This is a genomic window from Gammaproteobacteria bacterium (assembly GCA_021647245.1).
Lineage (GTDB): Bacteria > Pseudomonadota > Gammaproteobacteria > RBG-16-57-12 > RBG-16-57-12 > JAFLJP01.
Genome location: JAKIVC010000005.1, coordinates 62,567 through 86,156, shown reverse-complemented (window position 1 = coordinate 86,156; position 23,590 = coordinate 62,567). Strand labels below are relative to the sequence as shown.

The window sequence follows — 23,590 nt, the reverse complement described above, 5'->3', positions numbered from 1 at the left end:
AAGGTCGTGAACCGCCGCATACTTGGCGATACTTTTTCCCGATGCTGCGCAGGCCCGCAGGTGATCAAGCCAGTAACGCTGGCGCTCTGTCAGTGCTGTCGTGCCTGCTTCTGCTTCATTCATTTCTCTGCTCCGTGGTGATTGAGTATCACAGGGTGGAGGGAAATGGCTCAGGTTGGTAGGGTGGGGTTGATTTGGCGCTTACGATAATTTCTGTAGCGGCTAGTGCGCCAGCGTCAGCTCTACGGGCTCTATTTTGCCATTGCGGGTATAAAAAGCAGCCATTTCCAATACGCCGGCGGTATCCAGAGAGATGATGAGTTTCATTACTTCCGGGTATTGATCTTGTGCAATGTCAGTGGCGCTGGGTTTGGGTGGGGTGGTTGGGTGGGAGTGGAATATGGCCAGTAGCTCTTCACCCTGTTTGTGCATTTTCTGTAGCGTGTTGGTCAGCTCAGTTTCATCCATTGCATAGCGGCACGGTGAGGGCTTTTCCGCGTTAGCGACGGGATAGCTGCACAGGGGCGCGCCATTTTTGCTGGAGATTATTCCACACACCGCTTGCTCCGGGTTGGCTTGTGCAAAGTGAAGTAGTTGGTTAATTAGCGGGCGTGGTAGTTCCAAAGCAGACATTTTATGACCTCTCGTTAGTTACAGACTGGGCAGGATGGGTCGCGCTGGTAACGCAGTGTGCGCCACTCCATCGTCAGGGCATCCATCAACAGTAGTTTTCCCTGCAAAGGCTCACCGATGGCTGCCAGCTGTTTGAGTGCTTCGGTGGCTTGAATGGAGCCTATTATACCTGGCAACGGGGCTAATACTCCTGTTTCTGAGCAGCGTTCAGCTTCGTGATTTTCATCATCCTGGTAGAGGCAGCGATAACAAGGGCCGCCCGGCAAAATGGTGGTTACCTGCCCCTCAAAGCGAATCACTGCGCCGGATATGAGAGGTGTTTTCTGTTTTACACAGGCGGCGTTAATGGCAAAGCGGGTTTCAAAGTTGTCACTGGCATCGATCACCAGATCGACCTCATCAATCTGCTGTATCAACTGCGATGGCGTTAAACGCTCACTCAGGGTGACTAACTTTATTTCGGGGTTTAGCTGCTGGATAGTCACGGCTGCGGAGCGGGCTTTGCCTTGGCCAATTCGCTCTGTAGTGTGGACGATTTGACGCTGTAGATTACTGAGATCCACGTGATCAAAATCATTTAGGCGCAGCTCGCCAACCCCTGCAGCTGCAAGATAGATGGCCACCGGGGAGCCGAGTCCACCCAGTCCGATAACGAGTACTTTGGCGTTGAGCAGCTTCTGTTGCCCCTGATAATCGAGCTGTGGCAGCATAATTTGTCGGCTGTAGCGGAGCAGTTGTTGGTCATTCATCGGGGGGAGGGGCACCTTGATGGGGCTGAATACGGGTATTATTTATAGTGGCGGAGATGTTCCGGTCTGTTGTCACGACAGCCATGTAGCAGGTGCTGGTAGCGGTTCATAAAGACCATTTTTGTATCGACGGCGCTGTTGTTGCTGATGCCGAGGTTGTCTCGTTGTACTTGTTCGGTGTAGTAGTAAAGTGCATGGCTTAGTTTGTAGAGCAGCCCGGTTTCCAGGTGATAGCCCAGCTCTTCGAGTAGTAGCTCAATCACCTCCAGGGTGATGTGGCGCAGGTCGTAGCGAATGCTGAGGGTGCGGGGTGCGATGCACTCACACTGCTCTATTTCGGCGATGTGACTAAGGAGCTGTTGTGCACTTCCGCACTGGTCTGGGTCGGGGTGAAATTCAAAAAATTTGATTTCACGCTGTTTGTGCAGCTCTTGCGCTTGTTCGTGGTCTATCACCATTTTTCGATTGCCTCATATCTGCCCGCATGCAACCCGATCATTGCCACCGTAATCGATGTGACCTTGTACCCTACGGTACCCTTGTTGGCGCATTATTTCTAGGATTTCAGCTGATTGTTGGTAGCCATGCTCGAGTAACAGCCAGCCATCGGGTTGTAACGGCTGTCGGCTACTCTTGATCAATAGGCGAATATCATCCAAGCCATCCGTGCCAGAGCTGAGTGCTATCTTTGGCTCAAAGCGGAGGTCACCCTGTTCAAGGTGCTGGTCATTATTTTCTATATATGGCGGATTAGAGACCACCATGTTGAGGCTTTTTTGTTGTAAAGATGCTAACCAGTCTCCTTGCAAAAAGGTGACGTTAGGGATGGCGAGTTGTGTGGCATTTTGCCGGGCAACGGCTAGGGCATCTGCTGAAATGTCGACGGCATAGAGCTGGCAGCGGGGGCGTTCGCTGGCGATGGCCAAGGCGATGGCACCTGATCCGGTACCTAGGTCAGCAATCTGCCACTGGGCATTGTTTGGGATGCGTTCGAGTGCCTGTTCAACTAACAGCTCGGTGTCAGGTCGTGGGATTAAGGTGGCGGGTGTGACTCGCAGGTCAAGTGACCAGAATTCGCGGTGGCCAGCAATGTAGGCAATCGGTTCGCCGTTAACACGCCGCTGCAACAGCGCTTTAAAAGCTTGTTGCTGCGCGCTGCTGAGTCTCTTTTCTGGCCAAGCGATGAGGTGACTTGGGCTTTTTTTCAGCAGATGGCAGAGCAGCGCTTCGGCATCAACTCGGGGGCTGGTGCTATTTGAAGTGCTGAGCTGTTGTGTGGCCTGTTGCAGGGCTTGCTGGAGGGTATCCATGAGGGTTAGGGTTTATTCGCCAAGCTCTGCGAGTAGCTCAGCCTGATGCTCATTGATGAGTGGACCAATGACCTGCCCCAGCCCACCATTCATGATTTCATCAAGCTTATAGAGTGTCAGGTTGATGCGGTGGTCGGTGACGCGCCCTTGCGGGTAGTTGTAGGTGCGAATGCGCTCAGATCGGTCACCACTGCCCACCTGTAGTTTGCGGCTCTCTGACTGTGCGGCGTGCGCCTTCTCTTTTTCGACCGCAAGCATCCGGGCTTGTAGTACAGACATGGCGCGGGCACGGTTTTTATGTTGCGAGCGTTCATCCTGGCACTCCACAACGGTGCCAGTTGGTAGGTGGGTAATGCGGATCGCTGAGTCTGTTTTGTTGACGTGTTGCCCACCCGCACCTGAGGCGCGGAAGGTATCCACTTTTAAATCTGCTGGATTGATTTCGATAGCATTTATCTCATCCACTTCCGGCATAATGGCCACGGTGCAGGCGGAGGTGTGGATGCGTCCTTGTGACTCGGTATCGGGTACACGCTGTACACGGTGAGCACCTGATTCAAACTTCAGCTTTGAGTAGGCACCCTGGCCGATGATTTTGGCGATAATCTCGCGATAGCCACCGTGTTCACCTTCATTTTGGTTCATAATTTCAACGCGCCAGCCAACATTCTCAGCATAGCGTGTGTACATACGAAACAGGTCACCTGAGAAGATTGCCGCCTCATCACCACCGGTGCCCGCACGGATTTCAAGAAAAATATTGCTGTTGTCACTGGGGTCTGTGGGTAGTAGCAAAACTTGCAACTCGTGTTGCAGCTGCTCCTTGGCTTTTTCACCCTCTTTTAACTCATCCGAGGCCATTTCGCGTATATCTGCATCATCATCTTTGAGCATTTGCTTGGCGGATTCAATGTCATTCAGCACACGGTTGTAGCGCTGAAATACGTCGATGACCGGCTCCAGCTGAGCATACTCTTGGGAGAGTGTACGAAAGCGGTTTTGGTTACCAATAACGTCAGGGTCAGAGAGTAGTGCACCCACCTCTTCAAGGCGTTCGGCGAGGTGTTCGAGTTTGTTATAAATGGATGTTTTCACGGTACAACTACTTGGTTGGAGTTTTGAGTTCGAACAATGTTCGCGCTGCGTTTAGAAGCTCTGCATTGCCATCATGGCTGGCTTGGCGAATTTGACAAGAGGGCGCATGAATCAGTTTGTTGGTCAGGCCGTGCGCCAGCTGCTTGATCACCTGTTGGGCATCGGAGCCATTTTTCAATTTAGCGACGGCTTTTTCTAATTCACCCTGCTGAATAGCTATAGAGCACTCACGAAATTCACGAAGGGTGGAGATGGAGTCTAGCGAGCGCAGCCAGCCCATAAAGTGGCTCACCTGTACGTCGATGATCTCCTCAGCCTGTTGGGCCGCCTCTTTGCGGCTTTTTAAACCCTCTTGAATAATCTCTTGAAGATCATCTACCGTGTAGAGGTAAACATCTTCCAGCTCACCGACTTGGCCTTCAATGTCGCGGGGTACTGCGATGTCGACCATCAGCATCGGTTTGCGTTTACGGATTTTGATGGCGCTCTCCACTGCGCCCTTGCCGAGAATGGGCAGCGGGCTGGCGGTGGAGGAGATAATAATGTCGGCTTCAGCTAAGTGGGCAGGGATCTCTTCCAACGCAATGGCGTAGCCATCAAACTCTTGAGCAATGGTGTGAGCCCGTTCAACGGTGCGGTTAGCGACAATAATGCGCCCAAGGCCATTCTCTTTTAGGTGGCGGGCGACCAGCTCGATGGTTTCACCGGCTCCAATCACCATAGCGGTATGTTTTTCAAAATTACTAAAAATCTGTTTGGCTAAACTGACAGCAGCAAAAGCGACTGAGACGGGGCTGGAGCCGATAGCGGTATCGGTACGCACCTGCTTGGCAACGTTAAAGGTGTGCTGAAACAGGCGGTTCAGTAAACGTGCTGTGGTGTTGCACTCGCTGGCTTTGCTGAAGGTGTCTTTTATCTGCCCTAAAATTTGTGGCTCACCCAGTACCAGTGAATCGAGGCCGCTAGCGACTCTGAGCAGGTGGCGTACTGCCTCCTCATTGTGGTGCATGTAGGTGTGGCTGTCTATTTGGCCTGCCTCCAGTCCATGGAAATTAGTCAGCCAGGCGATCAGTTGTTCATCGTCGAACTGCTCTAGGCCACAGTAGATCTCTGTGCGGTTGCAGGTGGACAGAATGGCCGCCTCATTGACTGCGGGGCAGGCAACAAGGTCTTTAAGCGCCGCGTCGATATGTTCCGCAGAAAAGGCAACTTTTTCGCGAATATCGACAGGCGCTGTTTTATGGTTGATACCAAAGGCTACGATCGGCATAGATATTTATAGATACAGTATGATGAATTATAAAAAAGTACAGGGATTGTAATGGTATGGGGGTTTAATACAAGGCTCAGGGTATAATTATGTGTTTTTACTTGGGGTAACGGGTATATTTGCAGCACTATCGCCGCAATTGAATGTCTATTAAACCAGTTTTAGTGTAATCCGGTGACTTTGGAGTGATTGTTAATGAATAGAGTGTTGTTGCAGGCGGGTATTACCCTGACGATTTTGCTGCTCAGCGGTTGTGCAACCGTTAGCGAGCCGGAGCGGCCAACGGTTGCACCTGGCAAGGCAGAAAATATGCAGCAACAGCCACTCCCTCATCCTATTGAATCAACAGAGCAGCAAACAGAGCCAGCATCGGCTTCATTTCCTCCGGGCCTCCTGCTCCGTTTGATGACGGCTGAAATTGCAGCGCAACGTGGTGATGCCAGTTTGGCGGCCCGTGAATATATGGATGCTGCCTTGGTCACCCGCGATTTAAAGGTTGTTGAGCAAGCGATGCGCTATGCGGCGCTCGATAGCGAGGTTGATATGAAAGAGGTGAGTAAGCTCGCCTCACTTTGGGTGGCGTTAGCACCTGATCTATCAACATCCCATCAGGCGCTGGCAATGGTGCAGCTCCAGCGCGGCGATAAGGAGACCGCACTTGAGCAGCTGGAGTACCTGCTGACCAACTTTGACGAATTTGATTTTAAGGTGATTATCAGGCTGCTTTCTCGGCAAAAAAATCAGGCACTGGCACTGGAGGTCATTGAAGAACTCGCCAGAGTGCGGCCTGATAATGCTGAAGCACACTTCGCCCACGCTCACCTTGCGGCACGTTTTGGTCAGCCTGAGGCTGCGTTGCCAGCCAGTCAGCGAGCCATAGCGCTACGCCCCGATTGGCGCAATGCCATTATGTTGCAGGCCCGTCTGTTGTCCACATTGGGCAGAGGGCAAGAGGGTGCCGATTTATTGGAAGGCTACTTATCGGGTGAAATGAGTGATGACCTCGAAATGAGAAAGCTGCTTGCACGCCTGTTATTGCGCAGTAACAAAGTTGAACCGGCTTGGGGGCAATATGAAATTATTTTGCAACAGCAGCCAAATGATGATGCCAGTCGCTACCTTTACGCGGTTTCATCCATAGAGCTGGGGAAAAAGCGCTTAGCCACAGAACAGCTGACTGAATTAGCCAAACGAGGTTTGCATCAAGATGATGCACGCTTTCAGTTGGGCCGTGTATCCGAGATTGATAAGCAGCCCGCTGTGGCAATCGAGTGGTATCGAAGTGTGGCAGGCGGGCAGTTTGTACTCCCTGCGCGTTTAAGGGAGGCGACGCTGTTGGCGCAACAGGGTGACTATGATGCCGCCTTTGGTGTGATGGCGGCACTGGAAGGCAAAGATGAGCAGCAGCGGCTAAATATTATATTGATAACAGGTGACATTCTATATCGAGCCAAACGCGATCAACAGGCAATCAAACTCTATGACGAGGCACTACAACAGCGCCCCAACTCCATTCCGCTACTCTACTCCCGTGCCATGGTGCTGGATAGATTAGGGGATATGGTGGCATCGGAGCATGCGCTACGCAAAATTCTGGAGCTGGAAAAAGATAACGTAGATGCACTCAATGCGCTGGGCTATAACTTGGCAAATCGGGGTGTTCAGCTGGCGGAGGCTGAGGACTATTTGCAACGAGCAATGACACTGCACCCCGGCAATAGCGCCATCACGGATAGCATCGGCTGGCTCTATTATCGCTTGGGCGAACATGAAAAAGCGCTTGCTTACCTGCGCGAAGCATTGCAAATAGCAGGCTACGATGCTGAGATTGCAGCCCACCTTGGCGAGGTGTTGTGGGTGCTGGGGCGGCATGAGCGCGCACGCCATGTGTGGCAAAAAGCGCAGGAGCGCAGCCCGGATCATCCGGTGTTGACAGAAACCATCGAGCGCCTGGATAAATGAAGTGTGCCACACTGGCCGTGGTGTTGAGCGTATTAATGCTCAGTGGTTGCGCTTCAGTACCCTCGCATACACCGCAGTTACTTGACTGGCAACAGCGGGAGGCAAGACTTCAGCAGCTTACTGAGTGGCGACTGGAGGGGCGTTTTGCAATTAAAACGGCCAGTGACTCATGGAGTGGTTCGTTGTATTGGCAGCAGCGAGATAAAGCGTACGATATTAACCTCAGTGGGCCATTTGGTCAGGGGGCGGTTCGTTTAACGGGTGACCCATATCGTGTTGTGCTCAACACTTCTGAGGGCGAACTTGTTGGCCATGAAGGGCCGGAGCAACTAATGTATGAGGCACTGGGCTGGCGGATACCTATCTCCAGCCTGCAATACTGGGCGGTGGGTCACCCCGACCCGGCTAAATCTCCACCACTGGTTACACTGGATGAGTTCGAACGTATTGCCTCACTGCAACAAGGTGAGTGGCATGTCAGCTACCCGCGTTATCGATTGTTTCAGCAGATTGAACTGCCCGGTAAAATCGTCATAAAAAACCAGCAGTTGAGGGTGAGGTTGGTGATAGATCATTGGCTTCAGCCTGAAGAGTAGATAAAAACTGACTATTGGAAGCCCCTCGTAATTCATAAATGCACTCCTCGGCTTGAAAGCTGTCGTTTTTGCGTTGCAACTCTTCGCAATAGCCTGGTCACAAGGCAAACTAAACGTGCTCAAGAGGGCGTATTCTGGGGTATTAGGTGCGATTTTCGCCTTCAATCGACAAGTTTCGAATCTCAAGCTGACGTGCTTAGAATTAACAGAGGTCTTTTAATGAATACTGAAAGCTGGCCTGCACCGGCCAAATTAAACCTCTTTTTGCACATCACGGGCCGTCGTGCGGACGGCTACCATGAGCTGCAAACGCTGTTTCAGTTTCTCGACTACGGTGATGAGCTTTGCTTTGAGCTGCGGGATGATGGTGAAATTCATCGCGCCACTGAGCTTGATGGCATTGCTGAGGCGGATGACCTAGTGGTAAAAGCAGCAACACTTTTGCAGCAACACACGCGCTGTGGAGTGGGGGTGGATATTCGTATTGATAAAAAGCTGCCGATGGGCGGTGGTCTTGGCGGTGGCAGTTCGGATGCGGCAACCACACTGGTCGCATTAAACCACCTGTGGGGTTTAGGCCTGAGTGCGGATGAGCTGGCGAAACTGGGTATGCAGCTGGGAGCTGATGTGCCGGTCTTTGTGCATGGCTGGGCTGCCTGGGCAGAAGGTGTTGGCGAGAAGTTGACCCCGGTACAACCCGAGGAGCCTTGGTACTTGGTGCTGATCCCGGCTTGCCACGTCTCAACCGCTGAAATTTTTAATGATTTTGAGTTGACAAGAGAGTGTGCTTCTATCAAAATGCGCGACTTCTTAGGGGGCAATAGCAGTAATGTCTGTGAGCCAGTGGTTAGCAAACGCTATCCTGAGGTGCGGAAATCCATTGAGTGGCTTTCCAAATATGCACCCACTAAGATGACCGGCACGGGTGCCTGTGTTTTTGCAAGTTTTGCCCAGGAAGTGGATGCACAGAGTGTGCTTAAAAAACTTCCTGAAAATTGGCAAGGCTTTGTTGCAAGGGGGATGAATTCTTCCCCGTTATGGTTTAAAATGCAACGCATCCGATCAGTAGCGGGTCATTAATCAATTATTGGGCTATCGCCAAGCGGTAAGGCACTGGGTTTTGATCCCAGCATCCCCAGGTTCGAATCCTGGTAGCCCAGCCATATTCTTGTGTTCCACTTGAGGAAACAGCAGTGTCAGACAAGCAGATGATTGTCTTTGGTGGAAATGCAAACCCACAATTGACTGATGCTGTCGTCAAACATCTTGGCCTTCCAGCGGGCAAGGCATCAGTCGGGCAGTTCAGCGATGGCGAAGTGATGGTGGAAATCATCGATAACGTCCGCGGAAAAGATGTTTTCATCATTCAGCCCACCTGTGTGCCGACCAACGATAACCTGATGGAGCTTTTGGTTATTGCAGATGCGGTTCGCCGCGCCTCAGCTTATCGAGTCACCGCTGTCATTCCCTATTTTGGTTATTCGCGCCAAGATCGCCGGCCACGCTCTGCTCGTGTGCCGATTACCGCAAAATTAATCGCCAATATGATACAAGCTGCCGGTGTTGATCGTGTATTGACGATTGATGTACACGCAGATCAAATACAGGGCTTCTTTGATGTGCCGGTGGATAATATTTACGCCTCACCCATTCTACTGAGCGATATCTGGCGTCAAAATTATGAAAACATTGTGGTAGTCTCTCCCGATGTCGGTGGTGTCGTACGTGCCCGTGCCATGGCCAAGTTATTGGATGATTCTGACTTGGCGATTATCGATAAGCGCCGCCCAAAACCCAATGAAGCCAAAATAATGAACATCATTGGTGAAGTGACGGGCCGTACCTGTATATTGGTTGATGATCTGGTCGATACAGCGGGTACCTTGTGCCAGGCTGCCAACGCATTGAAAGAGCGCGGCGCAACACGGGTTATCGCCTACGTGACTCACCCGGTACTTTCGGGGCCAGCGATTCAGAACATTGAAAACTCTATGCTGGATGAGCTGGTGGTAACCGATACCATTCCACTCAATGCTGCAGCGGTCAAGTGTGACCGGGTTCGTCAATTGAGTATTTCAGAGCTACTGGCAGAGACCATTCGCCGCATCAGTTTTGAAGAGTCGGTCAGTTCACTTTTTATGGATTAGTCCGCAGGATTGTGGTAAAAAGGCTCTCCCCAGAAATGGGGAGGGTCTTTTTCTGTTTTTGAGCCTCTTTTTTAAACACCCACTCTGGTCGCGGATCGGGTGTAACCAGCATGGTTTTAGCCATGCACTTTAATCTAACGATGGAGTTTACATCAAATGAGTACAGTTGATTTTTCACTGAATGCCACACTGCGTACCGACCTGGGGAAAGGAGCGAGCCGCCGCCTGCGTCGTACAAATCTAGTGCCTGGCATTATCTATGGTGGCAAAGAAGAGCCTACCTCCATCAGCGTTCTACACAATGAGCTGGCCCGTAAATTACAGGATGAGGCATTCTATTCACATATCCTGACAATCAATGTTGAGGGTAAAGAGTGTAAAGCGGTACTGAAAGACCTGCACCGTCATCCTGCCCGTGATGTGATCCTGCATTTGGATCTACAGCGTGTGAGCGACAACGAAGTGATTCACATGCAGGTGCCGATCCACTTCATCAATGAAGAGAGTGCGCCGGGTGTTAAAGAGGGTGGCCAGGTGGTACACGCCAGCACCAGTTTGAATATTGCCTGCCAGGCAAAATTATTGCCTGAATATATCGAAGTTGACGTCTCTTCTCTTGAGGTGGGTGCTTCTATTCACCTTTCAGAGGTTAACTTGCCAGAAGGTGTTTCACTGGTTGAACTGAGCCACGGCGAAGGCCATGATCAGTCAATCGTTAGCATCAAGGCTAAAGGCGGCGCGTCAGAAGAGGAAGAGGATGCAGACGCTGCTGAAGGTGAGGCTGAGGCACCAGCCGCTGAGTAACTGACCTCGATTCAATACTCTCCACATTAAAAACCGACATTATGGCACAGATCAATCTTATTGCAGGCTTGGGTAACCCGGGCAGCCAATATGAAATGACACGCCACAATGTCGGTTTTTGGTTTGTAAACCAGTTGGCACGGAGTAAAGGCGTACCCTTTAAACATGAAAGAAAATTTCATGGTGAAGTCGCCAAGGTTAAAATAGAGGGCCAGGATGTCTGGTTGATCAAACCCCTCACTTATATGAATAGAAGTGGTCAGTCGGTTGCCGCTCTGGCTCACTTCTACAAAATCCCCCCCGAAAATGTTTTGGTTGTCCATGATGAACTGGATATACCAACAGGCTCGATTCGCCTGAAAAAAGGGGGCGGTCATGGTGGCCATAATGGCCTGCGTGACATCATTGCCCAGCTGGGCAGTAAAGAGTTTATGCGCCTGCGCCTGGGGATCGATCACCCGGGGCATAGCCGCGAAGTAAGCCACTACGTTTTATCTAAACCAAAGCCTGATGAGGCGCGTTTGATGGAGTATGCCATCGACGAAGTTTTGTGCCAATTACAGCTGATTATTTCAGGTGAAATGGGCAAAGCAATGAACCACCTCCACAGCTATAAACCTTAAAAGCGAGAGCCATACCATGGGAATCAAATGCGGAATTGTTGGCCTGCCCAATGTAGGAAAATCAACACTATTCAATGCATTGACCAGTGCAGAAATTGAAGCGGCAAATTACCCGTTCTGCACCATCGATCCTAACGTGGGCATTGTTCCAGTGCCTGATATTCGAGAGCGAAAACTGGCAGAGCTTGTTAAGCCCGAGCGCGTCCTATCGACCATGGTAGAGTTTGTAGATATTGCAGGTTTAGTGGAGGGTGCCTCTAAGGGCGAGGGGTTGGGTAATAAGTTTCTGGCTAACATCCGCGAAACCGATGCCATTGTCCATGTTGTCCGCTGTTTTAATGATGACAATGTGGTACATGTTGCAGGGAAAGTTGACCCGCTGAGTGATATAGAAATCATCAATACGGAGCTGGCGCTGGCGGACATGGATACCGTAGATAAGGCTATTTTACGCGCCACCAAGACCGCCAGAAGTGGTGACAAAGAGGCGAAAGCGCAGCTGGTTGTTTTTGAGAAGGTAAAGGAGCAGCTGGATGAGGGGCACCTAGTGCGCCTACTGCCGCTTGAGCCTGAAGAGAAGCTACTGTTACGGGACCTTCACCTGCTGACAATCAAACCCACAATGTATATCGCCAATGTGACAGATGATGGTTTTGAGAATAATCCACTGCTGGATAGCGTGACAGCGCTTGCGCAAGAAGAGGGGGCGGTGGTGGTGGCGGTTTGTGCCGCGATAGAAGCCGAGCTCTCACAGTTAGAAGACGATGATAAAAAAGAGTTCCTAGATGACTTAGGTATTGAAGAGCCAGGGCTGGATCGTGTCATCCATGCGGCATATGGCTTGCTGGGCTTGCAGACCTACTTCACTGCGGGTGTCAAAGAGGTGCGTGCCTGGACCGTAAAAGTGGGTGCCACGGCTCCCCAGGCCGCTGGGGTTATCCACACGGACTTTGAAAAGGGCTTCATTCGTGCCGAAGTGACTGCCTATGATGACTTCATTCATTTTAACGGTGAAGCAGGTGCCAAGGAGGCCGGTAAGCTGCGCCTAGAGGGTAAAGAGTACATTGTACAAGATGGCGATGTGATGCACTTTCGCTTTAATGTTTAAAAATTATCGATTTTGTTCTGTTAGGCATTGACATAACCACTCGATAAATAGAGAATACGCGCTTCTTGAAACGGCTATATAGCTCAGCTGGTTAGAGCACATCACTCATAATGATGGGGTCCCTAGTTCGAATCTAGGTATAGCCACCATATATTTTTGCAGGGTAATTCTTCGGCAGTGTGTAAAACGGCTGCTACCACCCTCAATACACCTCCCCCGCCGACCTCACCCCTCTCACTGTCTCAAGCGATCAAAAGCTTGGCTCGGGTGGTGTGATTTTTTTGTTTTATTCTCCCTAGACTTTATGTATTTACTCGCCAACAATCCATATTATGGATAATTAAGCTGGTGGCGAGTTAATACATAAAGTCTAGCAACCCCTTATTTCTCCATAAATATAGTGGAAATCGACTTTCCACTTGATGGTTGCCTCCCCCTGTATGCTTTCGGCTGATAAGTTACTCCTTTGTTTTTTATTTTGGATAACCAGTTGAATAGATAGAACTAATTCAAGGTGGCATAGGATTTGCTCTACCCGATAGGCAAGATGTCGAGATAAAACCTCATAATAAACGCATCTGTGCCATATCGAATTGGAGGATACCGGCAATGATCGAGACCTTTTACGACGTTATGCGCCGTCAAGGCATTACACGTCGAAGTTTTTTAAAGTATTGCAGCTTGACGGCCGCAGCGATGGGACTCGGGCCATCCTTTGCACCGAAAATTGCCCATGCCATGGAGACCAAGCCGCGTATTCCAGTGCTCTGGCTGCATGGTCTGGAGTGCACTTGCTGCTCTGAATCCTTTATACGTTCAGCTCATCCACTGGCTAAAGATGTCATCCTTTCGATGATCTCACTGGATTACGATAGCCTTATCATGGCCGCAGCAGGCCATCAGGCAGAGTCGATTATTGATGAAATCATCGAAAAATATAAGGGCAATTATATTCTCGCCTGTGAGGGGAACCCTGGGCTAGATCAGGGTAAAACCGGTGGCATGTCATGCATTGTGGGTGGCAAGCCTTTTACTGATCAGCTACTTCGCGTGGCCAAGGATGCCAAAGCGATCATCTCCTGGGGCTCTTGTGCATCCTGGGGCTGCGTACAGGCGGCCAAACCAAATCCAACAGGTGCTACGCCGATCCATAAAGTCCCGGGTATTGGAAATGCTCCCATCATCAAGGTGCCCGGCTGCCCGCCTATTGCTGAGGTGATGACCGGCGTGGTGACTTACATGCTGACCTTTGACCGCCTACCTACTCTGGATCGGCAAGGGCGACCCTTGATGTTCTATAGCCAACGTATTCATGATAAGTGCTACCGACGCTCTCACTTCGATGCAGGGCAGTTTGTTGAAAAATTTGATGATGAAGCGGCACGCAAGGGTTACTGCCTTTACAAGATGGGTTGTAAAGGACCTACCACTTATAACGCCTGCTCTACGATTCGCTGGAATGGCGGCTTATCCTTTCCTATACAGGCCGGTCACCCTTGTATTGGCTGCTCCGAAGATGGCTTTTGGGATAAAGGCAGTTTTTATGATCGTATGACGAGTATTGACCATTTTGGTATTGAAGCAAACGCTGACAAAGTGGGTATTGCGGCCACAGCAGCGGTGGGTGTGGGTGTGGCAGCACATGCGGCGGCCTCTGCAGTTAAACGAGCCCAGCAGAAGGGAGACCAGGAATAATGAGCATCAAGACAACACCTAACGGCTACACCCTGAACAACTCGGGACAACGGGTGGTGATTGATCCGGTAACCCGTATCGAAGGGCACATGCGAGCTGAGGTCAATATCGATAAAAACAATATCATCACCAACGCGGTTTCCAGCGGTACCATTTGGCGTGGGCTAGAGGTTATTCTCAAGGGGCGCGACCCACGCGATGCCTGGGCATTTGTACAGCGTATTTGTGGGGTCTGCACGGGTACTCATGCATTGACCTCGGTTCGCTCTGTGGAAGATGCGTTGGGCATTAATATCCCGGAAAATGCCAACAGTATTCGCAATATCATGCAGCTCTCGTTGCAGGTTCACGACCATCTGGTGCACTTCTATCACCTGCATGCACTGGACTGGGTTAATCCGGTCAATGCGTTGAAAGCTGACCCCAGAGCAACCTCTGTACTTCAACAGAAAACCTCACCCAGTCACCCAAATTCATCACCTGGTTACTTTCGGGATGTGCAGAATCGCCTGAAAAAATTTATCGAATCCGGGCAGTTGGGGCCATTTAAAAATGGATACTGGAGTAACCCTGCCTACCTGCTTTCACCCGAAGCTGATCTCATGGCAGTCACCCACTATCTGGAAGCGTTAGATTTTCAGAAAGAGATCATGAAAACGCGCACTATTTTTGGCGGCAAGGATACACACCCCAACTGGACCGTTGGCGGCGTACCCTGTCCGATCAATATGGATGGTGTGGGTGGTGTAGGTGGTCTCAATATGGTGAACATGAATCAGGTGCATCAGATTCTGCAAGAGACTAAAACCTTTGTTGAAAATGTCTATATACCGGACATTATCGCCATCGCTAAGGTTTACAAAGGGTGGACTTATGGTGGCGGCCTCTCTAGCCAAAATGTGCTCGCCTACGGTGATATCCCAGATAAGGCAAACGACTATTCAGCATCAAATCTGATGATGCCACGGGGTGCTATTATCAATGGAAAGTTTAACGAAGTTCATGAGGTGGACCTGCGAGACCCTGAGGAGATTCAAGAGTTTGTACCTCACTCTTGGTATAAATATCCCAACGGGGCCAAGGGGTTGCACCCGTGGGACGGGGTGACCGATCCTGATTTTGACGTCAGTAGCGCGAAAGGTAGCAAACAAAATATTGAAGAGTTGGATGAGAATGCCAGCTACTCTTGGATCAAAGCTCCCCGTTGGCGTGGTCACGCTATGGAGGTGGGGCCGCTTGCACGCTATGTTATCGGCTATGCGCAAGGGCATGAGTATTGGACTGAACAAGTCGACAAGGTACTCAAGGATTTGGATGTGCCAATGGAGGCACTCTTTTCCACTCTTGGCCGCACCGCTACTCGCGCATTGGAATCCCAATGGGCCGCCGATCAGCAGCTCTATTTCTTTGATAAACTGATGACGAATATCAAGAACGGTGATTCATCTACCCACAATGGAGAGCTTTGGGATCCCGCTGATTGGCCAAGTGAGGCCAAGGGTGTCGGTTTTACCGAGGCTCCACGCGGTGCGTTGGGTCACTGGATTCGCATCAAAGATACTAAAATCGAAAACTACCAATGCGTGGTGCCGACAACCTGGAACGGCTCCCCCCGTGATGAAGAGGGTAACATCGGTGCTTTTGAGGCATCACTCATGCATACCAAGGTGGAACGAGCAGAAGAGCCGGTTGAAATTCTGCGTACACTCCACAGCTTTGACCCTTGTCTTGCCTGCTCAACGCATGTAATGACAGAAGAGGGTGAAGAGTTAACAACGGTTACCACGAGTCCGGTGGGTTCATAGGCTTTGAGGAGTTTATAGAAATGAAAAAAGATTTGATGCGAATTGTCGCCGCTATTAGCGTGTTTTTTATCCCTGGTCTGGCCGTAGCCCACACCGGTAGCCATGAAGTTTCAGGGTTGATAAGTGGCATTTTACACCCATTGACGGGGCTGGATCACCTGATCGTAATATTGGCAATAGGGCTTTGGTTGGGTGCCCGTGTTGGTAGTCAGGTACCCTTGATGATGGCTGTTTTTCTGGCATTTCTTGGGCTGGGGGCAGTGATGGGTGCGAGTGGGTTTGTTTTGCCGAGCCTTGAAACCGGTATTGCAGTTTCTGTATTGGTTGCTGGGTTGTTAGTGGCGACACTGGCTCGCTTGCCAGTGATTGTCTCGGCATCACTTTTGGCTCTCTTTGCGCTATTTCATGGCACTGCACATGGTGCCGAAATGCCTGTGGCGATAACGCCACTGTTATATGGTGCTGGACTGCTGATTTCCACGGTGGTATTGCAGCTGGGGGCGGTTTGGTTTGGACGAATGGCTCAAAGCGTCCGAGCTGAGTGGCTGCTGCGAATGGCCGGTGTGCTGGGTGGTGTATTTGGTGCCTGGTTGTTACTGAGTGTGTAACTGAGAGCAGTAAAATGGAGAACATACGATGACAACCAAGCCCCATGCAGAACATCTAGAACCTGCAGTGTATGTTTATGAAGCGCCACTACGCTTATGGCACTGGATAAATGCCCTCAGTGTTACGGTGCTGGCACTTACTGGCTGGTTTATCGCCAGTCCGCTGCCGAGCATGCCCGGTGAAGCCATCGATAACTACGTTATGGGCTACATTCGCTTTGCTCATTTTGCTGCGGCCTATATTTTTGCAGTTGGTTTTTTGTTTCGTATCTATTGGGCCTTTGTGGGTAATCATCATGCACGCCAGATCTTCCTTCCCTCTATTTTCAATAAAGAGTGGTGGTGTGGTGTCTTACATGAGCTGAAATGGTACTTGTTCATGACCAAAGAGCCACGCAAATACCTAGGGCATAACCCGATGGCCACTCTGGCGATGCACCTTATGTTAGTTTGGGGGACGCTGTTTCTCATTGTTACCGGCTTTGCTCTCTACGGTGAAGGCACCGGCATGGGTAGCTGGCAATATACTCTGTTCAGCTCGTGGGTGATTCCGCTCTTTGGTCAGAGTCAGGATGTGCATACTTGGCATCATCTGGGAATGTGGTACATCGTGATTTTTGCGATCATTCATATATATGTGGCAATTCGTGAAGATATCATGTCGCGTCAGAGTATGATCAGTACCATGATCAGTGGCTGGCGCATGTTTAAGGATGTCCGGGATACGGAAGATAAGCGCTAATAACAGCTCTCTACGGATAGCCAGTACACTACCTAATGAAGTTCCAGTGAGAAGTCGGCTATGAAAGAGTCATCATGCACATGGTTGAACCTGCCCAGCTTGGGGTTGTCGATCCGTATGTTATTTACCGGATTTTTGTTGGCAGCGGGGTTTGGGCTGTTAATGGCCGGTGGGCAAATTTTACTGACACACGGTATGGCTGACGGCAAGCTGGGGCTATCCGTTGATGATATCGTCTACAGTTACTACGGCAATCGTAATAACAGCCGGTTAGAGGCAAAGCTAAACGGATCGATGAAAGATATGGCCTCACCCGAGGTGCGCCTTGAGTTGATTAAGTGGGCCCGAAATGGTGCACCTGTGGCGGGTTGGGATAGTCATATTGGATCACTGATGCAAGCAAACTGTGTTCAATGCCACAGTGCCGTGCCAGGGCTGCCCAATTTTACCCGGTTAGACGCGGCACAAGAGGTGGCCAAGGTCGATGAGGGCGCCGATATCAGCTCTCTAACACGCGTCTCGCATATCCATCTATTTGGCATCTCTTTTATCTTTTTCTTTGTAGGATTAATCTTCAGCTTGAGCGTGGGCATTCCAAGGTGGTTGAAGGTGACAGTCATATTGACCCCTTTTGCCTTTCTCATTCTTGACGTAATCTCTTGGTGGTTAACCAAATTTACCCCAGGTTTTGCCTGGCTAACAATCATTGGTGGCTTTGGCTATACGGCAGCGTCTGGGTATATGTGGGTGGTTTCTCTGTATCAGATGTGGGTTTTACCAAGAAATGGGAAGAGCTATCAGCTCAATGCGTGGCGGGACTAGGCAGACATGACATGAAAAATATAATGGCTCGATATCTGTTAGTAGAGTCGTTGTGGGAGAGATACTTTGGAAGCAGCAGGTTCGGTTTTAATTCTCGGAATAGGTAACCTTCTTTGGGCCGATGAAGGCTTTGGTGTGCGTGCAGTAGAAACGTTGCATCGTGACTATGGATTTGCGGCTAATGTGACTTTGATGGATGGTGGCACCCAGGGAACCTACCTTCTTCAACATATTGAAGCGGCTGATATTCTGGTGATCTTTGATGCTATCGATTACAACCTTGCCCCTGGCACGCTTAAACTTATTGAGGGTGATGATGTTCCCAGCTACATGGGGGCAAAGAAGATGAGTTTGCACCAGACAGGTTTTCAGGAGGTGTTGGCCATGGCTGAGCTGCTAGGTCGATCACCCAAGGAGCTGCTGTTGGTCGGTGTACAGCCCGCGCAGCTTGAAGATTACGGTGGTAGTTTGCGCCCAGCGACGAAAGCCCGCATTCAACCCGCAATCGATGCGGCGCTGGTGTGGTTGGCCAACCATGATATCCACGCCACAATCCGCCAACAGCCGTTACCAGCAAGAGAATCGATTGTGGGTTCTGAAATTGTAATGGCGCGCTATGAAGGTGAGCGCCCACCCTCTGATAAAGCGTGTCGCATTGGCGATGAGCGCGTGCTTGCCTCAGATGCATTTAAGGTCGCTTATCGGCCACACAAGGCGGGCAGTGATGCCGTGGATGTTGATGTCGACTATCGAGGGAAATATTGATGTGTATCGGAATACCCATGCAGGTAGTGGAGGCCGGGAAGGGCTATGCCTGGTGTGAAGGGTTGGGTGAACGACGCCAAATCGATATGTTGCTGGTAGGTGACCAACCCGTTGGCACTTGGTTGCTGACTTTTCTCGATGGTGCCCGTGAGGTACTGTCGGCTGAAAATGCCCAACAGATATCCGATGCTGTTCAGGCGGTGAATCTGGTGATGCAGGGTGATACCAATATCGACCATCTATTTGCCGACCTGTTGGATCGGGAGCCGCAGCTGCCTAGCTTGGACCAACAGAAACAAAAGAGTATTCCTCAGGGAGAGGGCTGATGTTTTCACCGCTTATAGAGAGCATGATTGAGCAATATGAGTACCCTGTTGTTACGCAGGACAATTTGGATGAGTACCTCGCTTCCCATGAGAGCGCGGTGCTTTTTTTTACAGAAAATGCGCAGAGGTTCCCAGAAGCAAATGATGTCGCGATTATTTTGCCAGAACTGGTTAAAACCTTTAATGGACAATTTTCAGCCGCAGTGGTGGCATTAACCGATCAACGCAAGCTGCAGATGAAGTATGGTTTTAGGGAGTGGCCGGCGCTGGTTTTCTTGAGAAATGGAGAGTACCTCGGTGCGATTTCCAAGGTTCAAGATTGGGGAGATTACCTTGAAGAGATCAGCCAAATACTGGCCTCTGAACCCAGTAAAGCTCCCCGCGCAATCGTGCCTATTTCAACGTGCAACAGTAATACTTAAAAATGGAAATAAAACCATGAGTAAAACCGTGATACCTATTGTTGCAGGGCCTGGGTCACAACCTCCAGAAGAGGATGGCCTTGAGGTTGACTACAAAATGCCAGATGATGATATGTCGACCTATTCGGCACCGATGGTTCCTGAGCCTGATGAGATTGAAGGCGCGGCAGAGGCGATTGCACTGTTCCATAAAGTATGTAGCGCGCTTGAAGAGTACCGAGTAGATCAACCCGCTATCATATTGCCGCTGGAGGGGCTGGATGAGCGGAACATCAAGCTGGTCAATCAAATGCTGGGGAATGGTGAAGTCAGCATGCAGTACCAAGGGCAGGTTGATGCTCAGATACAGGAGTCGATACTTGCGGGTGTCTGGCGTATCCAGTATCTGGATGAAAATGGTGAGGTTCAACGGGATGTGATCGAAGTGGCGGGCATTCCTAGTCTGGTTAAGAAGGCAACTTTTGAGCACGCCACACTGCTAGAGGTCAGTGACAAAGAGATACCTGATAATCTCTACAACGCCCCGCCTCTGTTATCAGAAATTGCCGATAAAATGCGCACGTCAAACTCCTCAGTTCCCCATATAATCAACCTGTCACTGTTACCACATACCAATGAAGATCTTGAATTTCTCTCTGCGAAGCTGGGCGTTGGACCCGTGGTGATTCTTTCGCGAGGTTATGGTAACTGCAGAATCAGCAGTACGACCACAAAAAATGTCTGGTGGGTGCAGTATTTCAATTCACAGGATACCTTGATTCTCAATACGATTGAAATGAGTGCCGTACCCAATGTGGCCTGTGCCGCTCAAGAAGATATTGAGGACAGTGCGCAGCGCCTACAAGAGATACTGGAGGTTTATGCCTGACGATCACTTTATACCCGGCTCTTACGGTGGTGACCCAAGTAAGATTCAGGATAATGCAAAACTGGAGTGCAAAATATGCTGGTACACCTACGACCCGGCCAAGGGTGATGATTACTGGCAAGTAGCCCCCGGAACCCCGTTTTCGCAACTACCCAGTCACTGGAGTTGCCCGGAGTGTGATGGGAAAAAAATTGACTTTATGCTGCTTTCTGAGTAGCTAACCTGGGTATTATTATAAATGGTACACAACCTCGCCTGTCTATTGATTCCACAGAAAATATGCCTCCTACCTTTGTGCAAACTCATGAGTTGCCCGAGCTAATGACTTTACTTGAGCAGCTTGAAAAGAGGCTGGAGAGCGTATTTACGGCGATTCAGCATGAGCGTATGCAAGGTGTCCCTATACTCAATCCGCGCTTGGAGGTTTGTGCGGTGGGGTTCATAGAGTGGCAAGATGACTATCTTGGTATATTGATTACCCCCTGGTTTATGAATTTGATGCGGCTGCCTCAGCAAGCGGGTGAGTGGCCCGAGATGGCCGTAGGCAGCAAACTTAATCACACACTCCCCTCCGGTACTTATGAATTTATTGTGGGTAAAGAGGCGCAAATCGGTGACTATCAAATGTGCTCACTCTTCTCGCCTGTTTTTGAATTTGAAAATCAGGAGGCGGCGATTGCAACGGCAGAAGCAGCCCTGGAAAGTGTTATGGATGAAGCCAATCGAGACGCCATTTCAACACGGGAAAGTGAGATTCAAAGGATTTGGCATGGTGAGCAGCCGCCACAAATTACTCAGGCAGAAGCGGTGGCCCATGAAGACCTGCCACCACAGGCAACCTTGAAAGAGAGAGCAAAAAAGCCCATTAGTCGGCGCGATCTGTTTCAATCGGTACTGCCACGCAAAGAAGAGTAGAGTGTTGCTTTGTGAATATTGAAGGGCAGTTACAGATCAACCTCTATCCGCTTAGCGACAGTGAGAGCCGAGTAGAAATTTTCTCGAGTCGGCCGCTGCAAGTGGTGCAAGTTTTTGAAGGCAAGAGCCCCCAACAGGTGTTGGCAACCCTGCCTCTGCTCTACAGTGTCTGCGGAGTCGCGCAGGCCACTGCTGCTACGCGAGCCTTTGCCCGACTCTTGGAGAGCAAAGAGAGTAGCGCGGTAGATTCGGCAAGAACCCTGCTGGTAGCGGCAGAGACGGTACGAGAGCATCTGTGGCGAATTCTACTGGATTGGCCCAAACTGCTTGATGAAGCCGTGGGTGCGCAACGGATAATTCCCATTCAAGCGCTGTTGCAGACCTTACGCACGGCTCTGTTTGCTGAGAGCGCCTCCTTCTGTTTACACTCAAAGGTTGAGCTGGAGGGTGGTGTTATAAATGAGCTGATCGACCACTTGGAGCGCGTGGTGGGTGAGTTGGTATTTAATGAACCGTTGGCACAGTGGTTGGAAATCGATGATTTAACACACCTGAACAGGTGGGCGGCTCAAAACAGCTCAGTTGCAGCAAGAATGTTGCGACGGATAATCGGTGATGAGTGGCAAGCCGTGGGCCGCTGCAATATTGCGCCACTTCCAATCCTCCCAGAGGAGCAGCTACACCAACGGCTGGGGCAGGTAGATGCTCAACACTTTATTGCTGAGCCAACATGGCAGCAGCAGTGCTGGGAGACAACGCCACTGGCCCGGCACACTGACCATCCACTGATAGCATCACTGCGGAGTGAATATGGCAATGGTCTGCTGACCAGAGTAACCGCACGCCTGGTGGAGTTGGCAAATCTACCGGAAAAAATGCGGGGAATAGCGGAGCAACTAGCCTCTCCTCAAACGATGACTCATCTGCCATCTGATAAAGCCGCTATCGGGCAGGTTGAGGCAGCGCGTGGCCGTTTGGTGCACAGAGTGATTTTGGTGGGTGGTTTAGTTTCACGTTACCAGGTTTTGGCACCCACCGAGTGGAACTTCCACCCGGAGGGTGTGGTTGCCCGTGGGCTTGCAAAACTTCAAACCAGCGATAAAGTAGTGCTGCAGCGTCAGGCGGCAATGCTGATTCATACGGTTGATCCCTGCGTTGGCTATCATTTGAAGGTGCACTGAATGCATGAAATGTCCCTCTGTGAAAGCGTGCTTAAATGCTTGCAGGAGAGCGCTAAGGCACAAAACTTTAAACAGGTGAAAACCGTCTGGCTGGAAATAGGTGCACTATCGGGTGTTGAGATTGAAGCGATGAGGTTCAGTTTTGAGGTAGTGGTAAAAGACTCCTTGGCGGATGGCGCTAAATTGGAAATTATAGAGTTGCCGGGGCAGGCTTGGTGTATGAAATGCTCCGAAACGGTAACCATTGAACAGCGCTTCGATGCCTGTCCCAATTGTGGTAGTTACCAACTACAAGTGACAGGTGGTGACGAAATGAAAATTAAAGAACTGGAGGTGGAGTAATGTGTACGGTATGTGGTTGTAGCGAGGGAGAGACCCGTATAGAAGGCCATCAACATGCTCACCAGCACCCTAATGAGCAGACCCACGATTATGGCGCAGGGCCAGCACACGCGCACGCTCCTGGCCTCAGTCAGGCACGCATGGTGCAGATCGAGCAAGATATTCTCGGCAAAAATAACGAATATGCTGCTACCAATAGGCGCTGGTTTAGTGAACGGGGTATTCTGGCATTAAATCTGGTTTCCAGCCCGGGGTCGGGAAAAACAACACTGCTCACACGCACCATTCAGGACCTTAAGAGTGACCTTGGGCTCTCAGTGATCGAGGGTGACCAACAGACCACCAACGATGCAGAGCGTATTCGAAAAACCGGTGTCAAGGCGTTGCAAGTAAACACCGGCAAAGGGTGCCACCTGGATGGGCATATGGTCGGACACGCCCTGGAGACCTTGGCACCTGAAGATAACAGCGTGTTGTTTATCGAAAACGTGGGGAACCTGGTCTGCCCGGCAGCCTTTGATCTTGGGGAGGCGCATAAGGTGGTTATCCTCTCGGTGACCGAAGGTGAAGATAAGCCGCTTAAATATCCCGATATGTTTCATGCGGCAGACTTGATGATCCTGAACAAGATAGATCTATTGCCCTATCTGGCGTTCGATACTGACGAATGCATCAACTATGCGCGCCGCGTAAACCCCGGAATTAAAGTACTACAGGTTTCCGCTACCACCGGTGAGGGTATCTCCTCTTGGTATCAGTGGATTAAAGCAACCCATCAGCTTGCACAGATAGGGGGCTAACC

At 50.5% G+C, this 23,590-nt stretch carries 27 protein-coding genes and 2 tRNA genes; 23 read left to right on the top strand and 6 right to left on the bottom strand.

Features of this window, described 5'->3' with window-relative positions; translation table 11 throughout:
- Window positions 1-222: 222 nt before the first annotated feature.
- The 6 genes from L3J94_02765 to hemA are packed head-to-tail and all read right to left on the bottom strand — an operon-like array spanning window position 223 to window position 5,057.
- On the bottom strand, window positions 223-633 hold the full coding sequence (locus tag L3J94_02765) for a M67 family metallopeptidase (protein MCF6217678.1): 411 nt from the start codon (window positions 631-633) through the stop codon (window positions 223-225).
- A 14-nt stretch (window positions 634-647) separates the two neighbouring features.
- A complete protein-coding gene (gene moeB / locus L3J94_02760) occupies window positions 648-1,382 on the bottom strand; it encodes a molybdopterin-synthase adenylyltransferase MoeB (GenBank protein ID MCF6217677.1) in 735 nt (244 codons plus the stop codon).
- Window positions 1,383-1,420: 38 nt separating this feature from the next.
- Window positions 1,421-1,840, bottom strand: a complete 420-nt coding sequence (locus L3J94_02755; protein ID MCF6217676.1) for a hypothetical protein — start codon at window positions 1,838-1,840, stop codon at window positions 1,421-1,423.
- A 12-nt stretch (window positions 1,841-1,852) separates the two neighbouring features.
- Window positions 1,853-2,692, bottom strand: a complete 840-nt coding sequence (prmC, locus tag L3J94_02750) for a peptide chain release factor N(5)-glutamine methyltransferase (GenBank protein ID MCF6217675.1) — start codon at window positions 2,690-2,692, stop codon at window positions 1,853-1,855.
- Between the two features lie 12 nt (window positions 2,693-2,704).
- Entirely contained in the window at window positions 2,705-3,787 is a 1,083-nt protein-coding gene (gene prfA, locus L3J94_02745) for a peptide chain release factor 1 (GenBank protein ID MCF6217674.1), read from the bottom strand.
- A gap of 7 nt (window positions 3,788-3,794) precedes the next feature.
- On the bottom strand, window positions 3,795-5,057 hold the full coding sequence (gene hemA, locus L3J94_02740) for a glutamyl-tRNA reductase (protein MCF6217673.1): 1,263 nt from the start codon (window positions 5,055-5,057) through the stop codon (window positions 3,795-3,797).
- A gap of 195 nt (window positions 5,058-5,252) precedes the next feature.
- Here hemA and L3J94_02735 point away from each other — a divergent pair, with 195 nt between their 5' ends.
- The 23 genes from L3J94_02735 (at window position 5,253) to hypB (ending at window position 23,588) form a co-directional block, all read left to right on the top strand.
- Window positions 5,253-7,019 carry a tetratricopeptide repeat protein gene (locus L3J94_02735; protein MCF6217672.1) on the top strand — a complete coding sequence of 589 codons (1,767 nt, stop codon included), beginning with the start codon at window positions 5,253-5,255 and terminating at the stop codon, window positions 7,017-7,019.
- Window positions 7,016-7,615 carry a lipoprotein insertase outer membrane protein LolB gene (gene lolB, locus L3J94_02730; GenBank protein ID MCF6217671.1) on the top strand — a complete coding sequence of 200 codons (600 nt, stop codon included), beginning with the start codon at window positions 7,016-7,018 and terminating at the stop codon, window positions 7,613-7,615. Before L3J94_02735 ends, lolB begins: the two co-directional genes overlap by 4 nt.
- Window positions 7,616-7,834: 219 nt before the next feature.
- Window positions 7,835-8,695 (top strand): 4-(cytidine 5'-diphospho)-2-C-methyl-D-erythritol kinase, encoded by an 861-nt coding sequence (gene ispE, locus L3J94_02725; protein MCF6217670.1) that lies wholly within the window; start codon window positions 7,835-7,837, stop codon window positions 8,693-8,695.
- Between the two features lie 8 nt (window positions 8,696-8,703).
- Window positions 8,704-8,778, top strand: a tRNA-Gln gene (locus L3J94_02720).
- A gap of 45 nt (window positions 8,779-8,823) precedes the next feature.
- Window positions 8,824-9,762, top strand: a complete 939-nt coding sequence (locus L3J94_02715) for a ribose-phosphate diphosphokinase (GenBank protein ID MCF6217669.1) — start codon at window positions 8,824-8,826, stop codon at window positions 9,760-9,762.
- A gap of 156 nt (window positions 9,763-9,918) precedes the next feature.
- Window positions 9,919-10,566: a 50S ribosomal protein L25/general stress protein Ctc gene (locus L3J94_02710; protein ID MCF6217668.1), complete on the top strand. Its 648-nt coding sequence runs from the start codon at window positions 9,919-9,921 to the stop codon at window positions 10,564-10,566.
- A gap of 41 nt (window positions 10,567-10,607) precedes the next feature.
- A complete protein-coding gene (pth, locus tag L3J94_02705; GenBank protein ID MCF6217667.1) occupies window positions 10,608-11,189 on the top strand; it encodes an aminoacyl-tRNA hydrolase in 582 nt (193 codons plus the stop codon).
- Between the two features lie 16 nt (window positions 11,190-11,205).
- Window positions 11,206-12,297, top strand: a complete 1,092-nt coding sequence (gene ychF, locus L3J94_02700) for a redox-regulated ATPase YchF (protein MCF6217666.1) — start codon at window positions 11,206-11,208, stop codon at window positions 12,295-12,297.
- 72 nt (window positions 12,298-12,369) lie between these two features.
- Window positions 12,370-12,446 (top strand) — tRNA-Met (locus tag L3J94_02695).
- A gap of 460 nt (window positions 12,447-12,906) precedes the next feature.
- Window positions 12,907-13,992, top strand: a complete 1,086-nt coding sequence (locus tag L3J94_02690) for a hydrogenase small subunit (GenBank protein MCF6217665.1) — start codon at window positions 12,907-12,909, stop codon at window positions 13,990-13,992.
- Window positions 13,992-15,797 carry a nickel-dependent hydrogenase large subunit gene (locus L3J94_02685; protein MCF6217664.1) on the top strand — a complete coding sequence of 602 codons (1,806 nt, stop codon included), beginning with the start codon at window positions 13,992-13,994 and terminating at the stop codon, window positions 15,795-15,797. The genes L3J94_02690 and L3J94_02685 overlap by 1 nt, the downstream gene beginning before the upstream one ends.
- 20 nt (window positions 15,798-15,817) lie before the next feature.
- A complete protein-coding gene (locus tag L3J94_02680; protein ID MCF6217663.1) occupies window positions 15,818-16,405 on the top strand; it encodes a HupE/UreJ family protein in 588 nt (195 codons plus the stop codon).
- Window positions 16,406-16,433: 28 nt separating this feature from the next.
- The gene (gene cybH / locus L3J94_02675) at window positions 16,434-17,147 is read left to right on the top strand and encodes a Ni/Fe-hydrogenase, b-type cytochrome subunit (GenBank protein MCF6217662.1); all 714 of its coding nucleotides are present in this window, start codon (window positions 16,434-16,436) and stop codon (window positions 17,145-17,147) included.
- Between the two features lie 60 nt (window positions 17,148-17,207).
- Window positions 17,208-17,969: an elongation factor-1 alpha gene (locus tag L3J94_02670; protein MCF6217661.1), complete on the top strand. Its 762-nt coding sequence runs from the start codon at window positions 17,208-17,210 to the stop codon at window positions 17,967-17,969.
- Window positions 17,970-18,035: 66 nt separating this feature from the next.
- A complete protein-coding gene (locus L3J94_02665; protein MCF6217660.1) occupies window positions 18,036-18,734 on the top strand; it encodes a HyaD/HybD family hydrogenase maturation endopeptidase in 699 nt (232 codons plus the stop codon).
- Window positions 18,734-19,060 carry a HypC/HybG/HupF family hydrogenase formation chaperone gene (gene hypC, locus L3J94_02660; protein ID MCF6217659.1) on the top strand — a complete coding sequence of 109 codons (327 nt, stop codon included), beginning with the start codon at window positions 18,734-18,736 and terminating at the stop codon, window positions 19,058-19,060. The genes L3J94_02665 and hypC overlap by 1 nt, the downstream gene beginning before the upstream one ends.
- Window positions 19,060-19,482 carry a hydrogenase gene (locus L3J94_02655; protein ID MCF6217658.1) on the top strand — a complete coding sequence of 141 codons (423 nt, stop codon included), beginning with the start codon at window positions 19,060-19,062 and terminating at the stop codon, window positions 19,480-19,482. The genes hypC and L3J94_02655 overlap by 1 nt, the downstream gene beginning before the upstream one ends.
- A 16-nt stretch (window positions 19,483-19,498) precedes the next feature.
- Complete coding sequence (locus L3J94_02650) at window positions 19,499-20,350, top strand: hydrogenase expression/formation protein (protein ID MCF6217657.1); 852 nt, start codon at window positions 19,499-19,501, stop codon at window positions 20,348-20,350.
- Window positions 20,343-20,567 carry a rubredoxin gene (locus L3J94_02645; protein ID MCF6217656.1) on the top strand — a complete coding sequence of 75 codons (225 nt, stop codon included), beginning with the start codon at window positions 20,343-20,345 and terminating at the stop codon, window positions 20,565-20,567. Before L3J94_02650 ends, L3J94_02645 begins: the two co-directional genes overlap by 8 nt.
- Before the next feature lie 104 nt (window positions 20,568-20,671).
- Complete coding sequence (gene hybE, locus L3J94_02640) at window positions 20,672-21,265, top strand: [NiFe]-hydrogenase assembly chaperone HybE (protein MCF6217655.1); 594 nt, start codon at window positions 20,672-20,674, stop codon at window positions 21,263-21,265.
- Window positions 21,266-21,276: 11 nt separating this feature from the next.
- A complete protein-coding gene (locus L3J94_02635; protein MCF6217654.1) occupies window positions 21,277-22,446 on the top strand; it encodes a nickel-dependent hydrogenase large subunit in 1,170 nt (389 codons plus the stop codon).
- Window positions 22,447-22,788, top strand: coding sequence for a hydrogenase maturation nickel metallochaperone HypA (gene hypA / locus L3J94_02630; protein ID MCF6217653.1), 342 nt, complete (start codon window positions 22,447-22,449; stop codon window positions 22,786-22,788).
- Entirely contained in the window at window positions 22,788-23,588 is an 801-nt protein-coding gene (gene hypB, locus L3J94_02625; GenBank protein MCF6217652.1) for a hydrogenase nickel incorporation protein HypB, read from the top strand. The genes hypA and hypB overlap by 1 nt, the downstream gene beginning before the upstream one ends.
- Window positions 23,589-23,590: the final 2 nt, after the last annotated feature.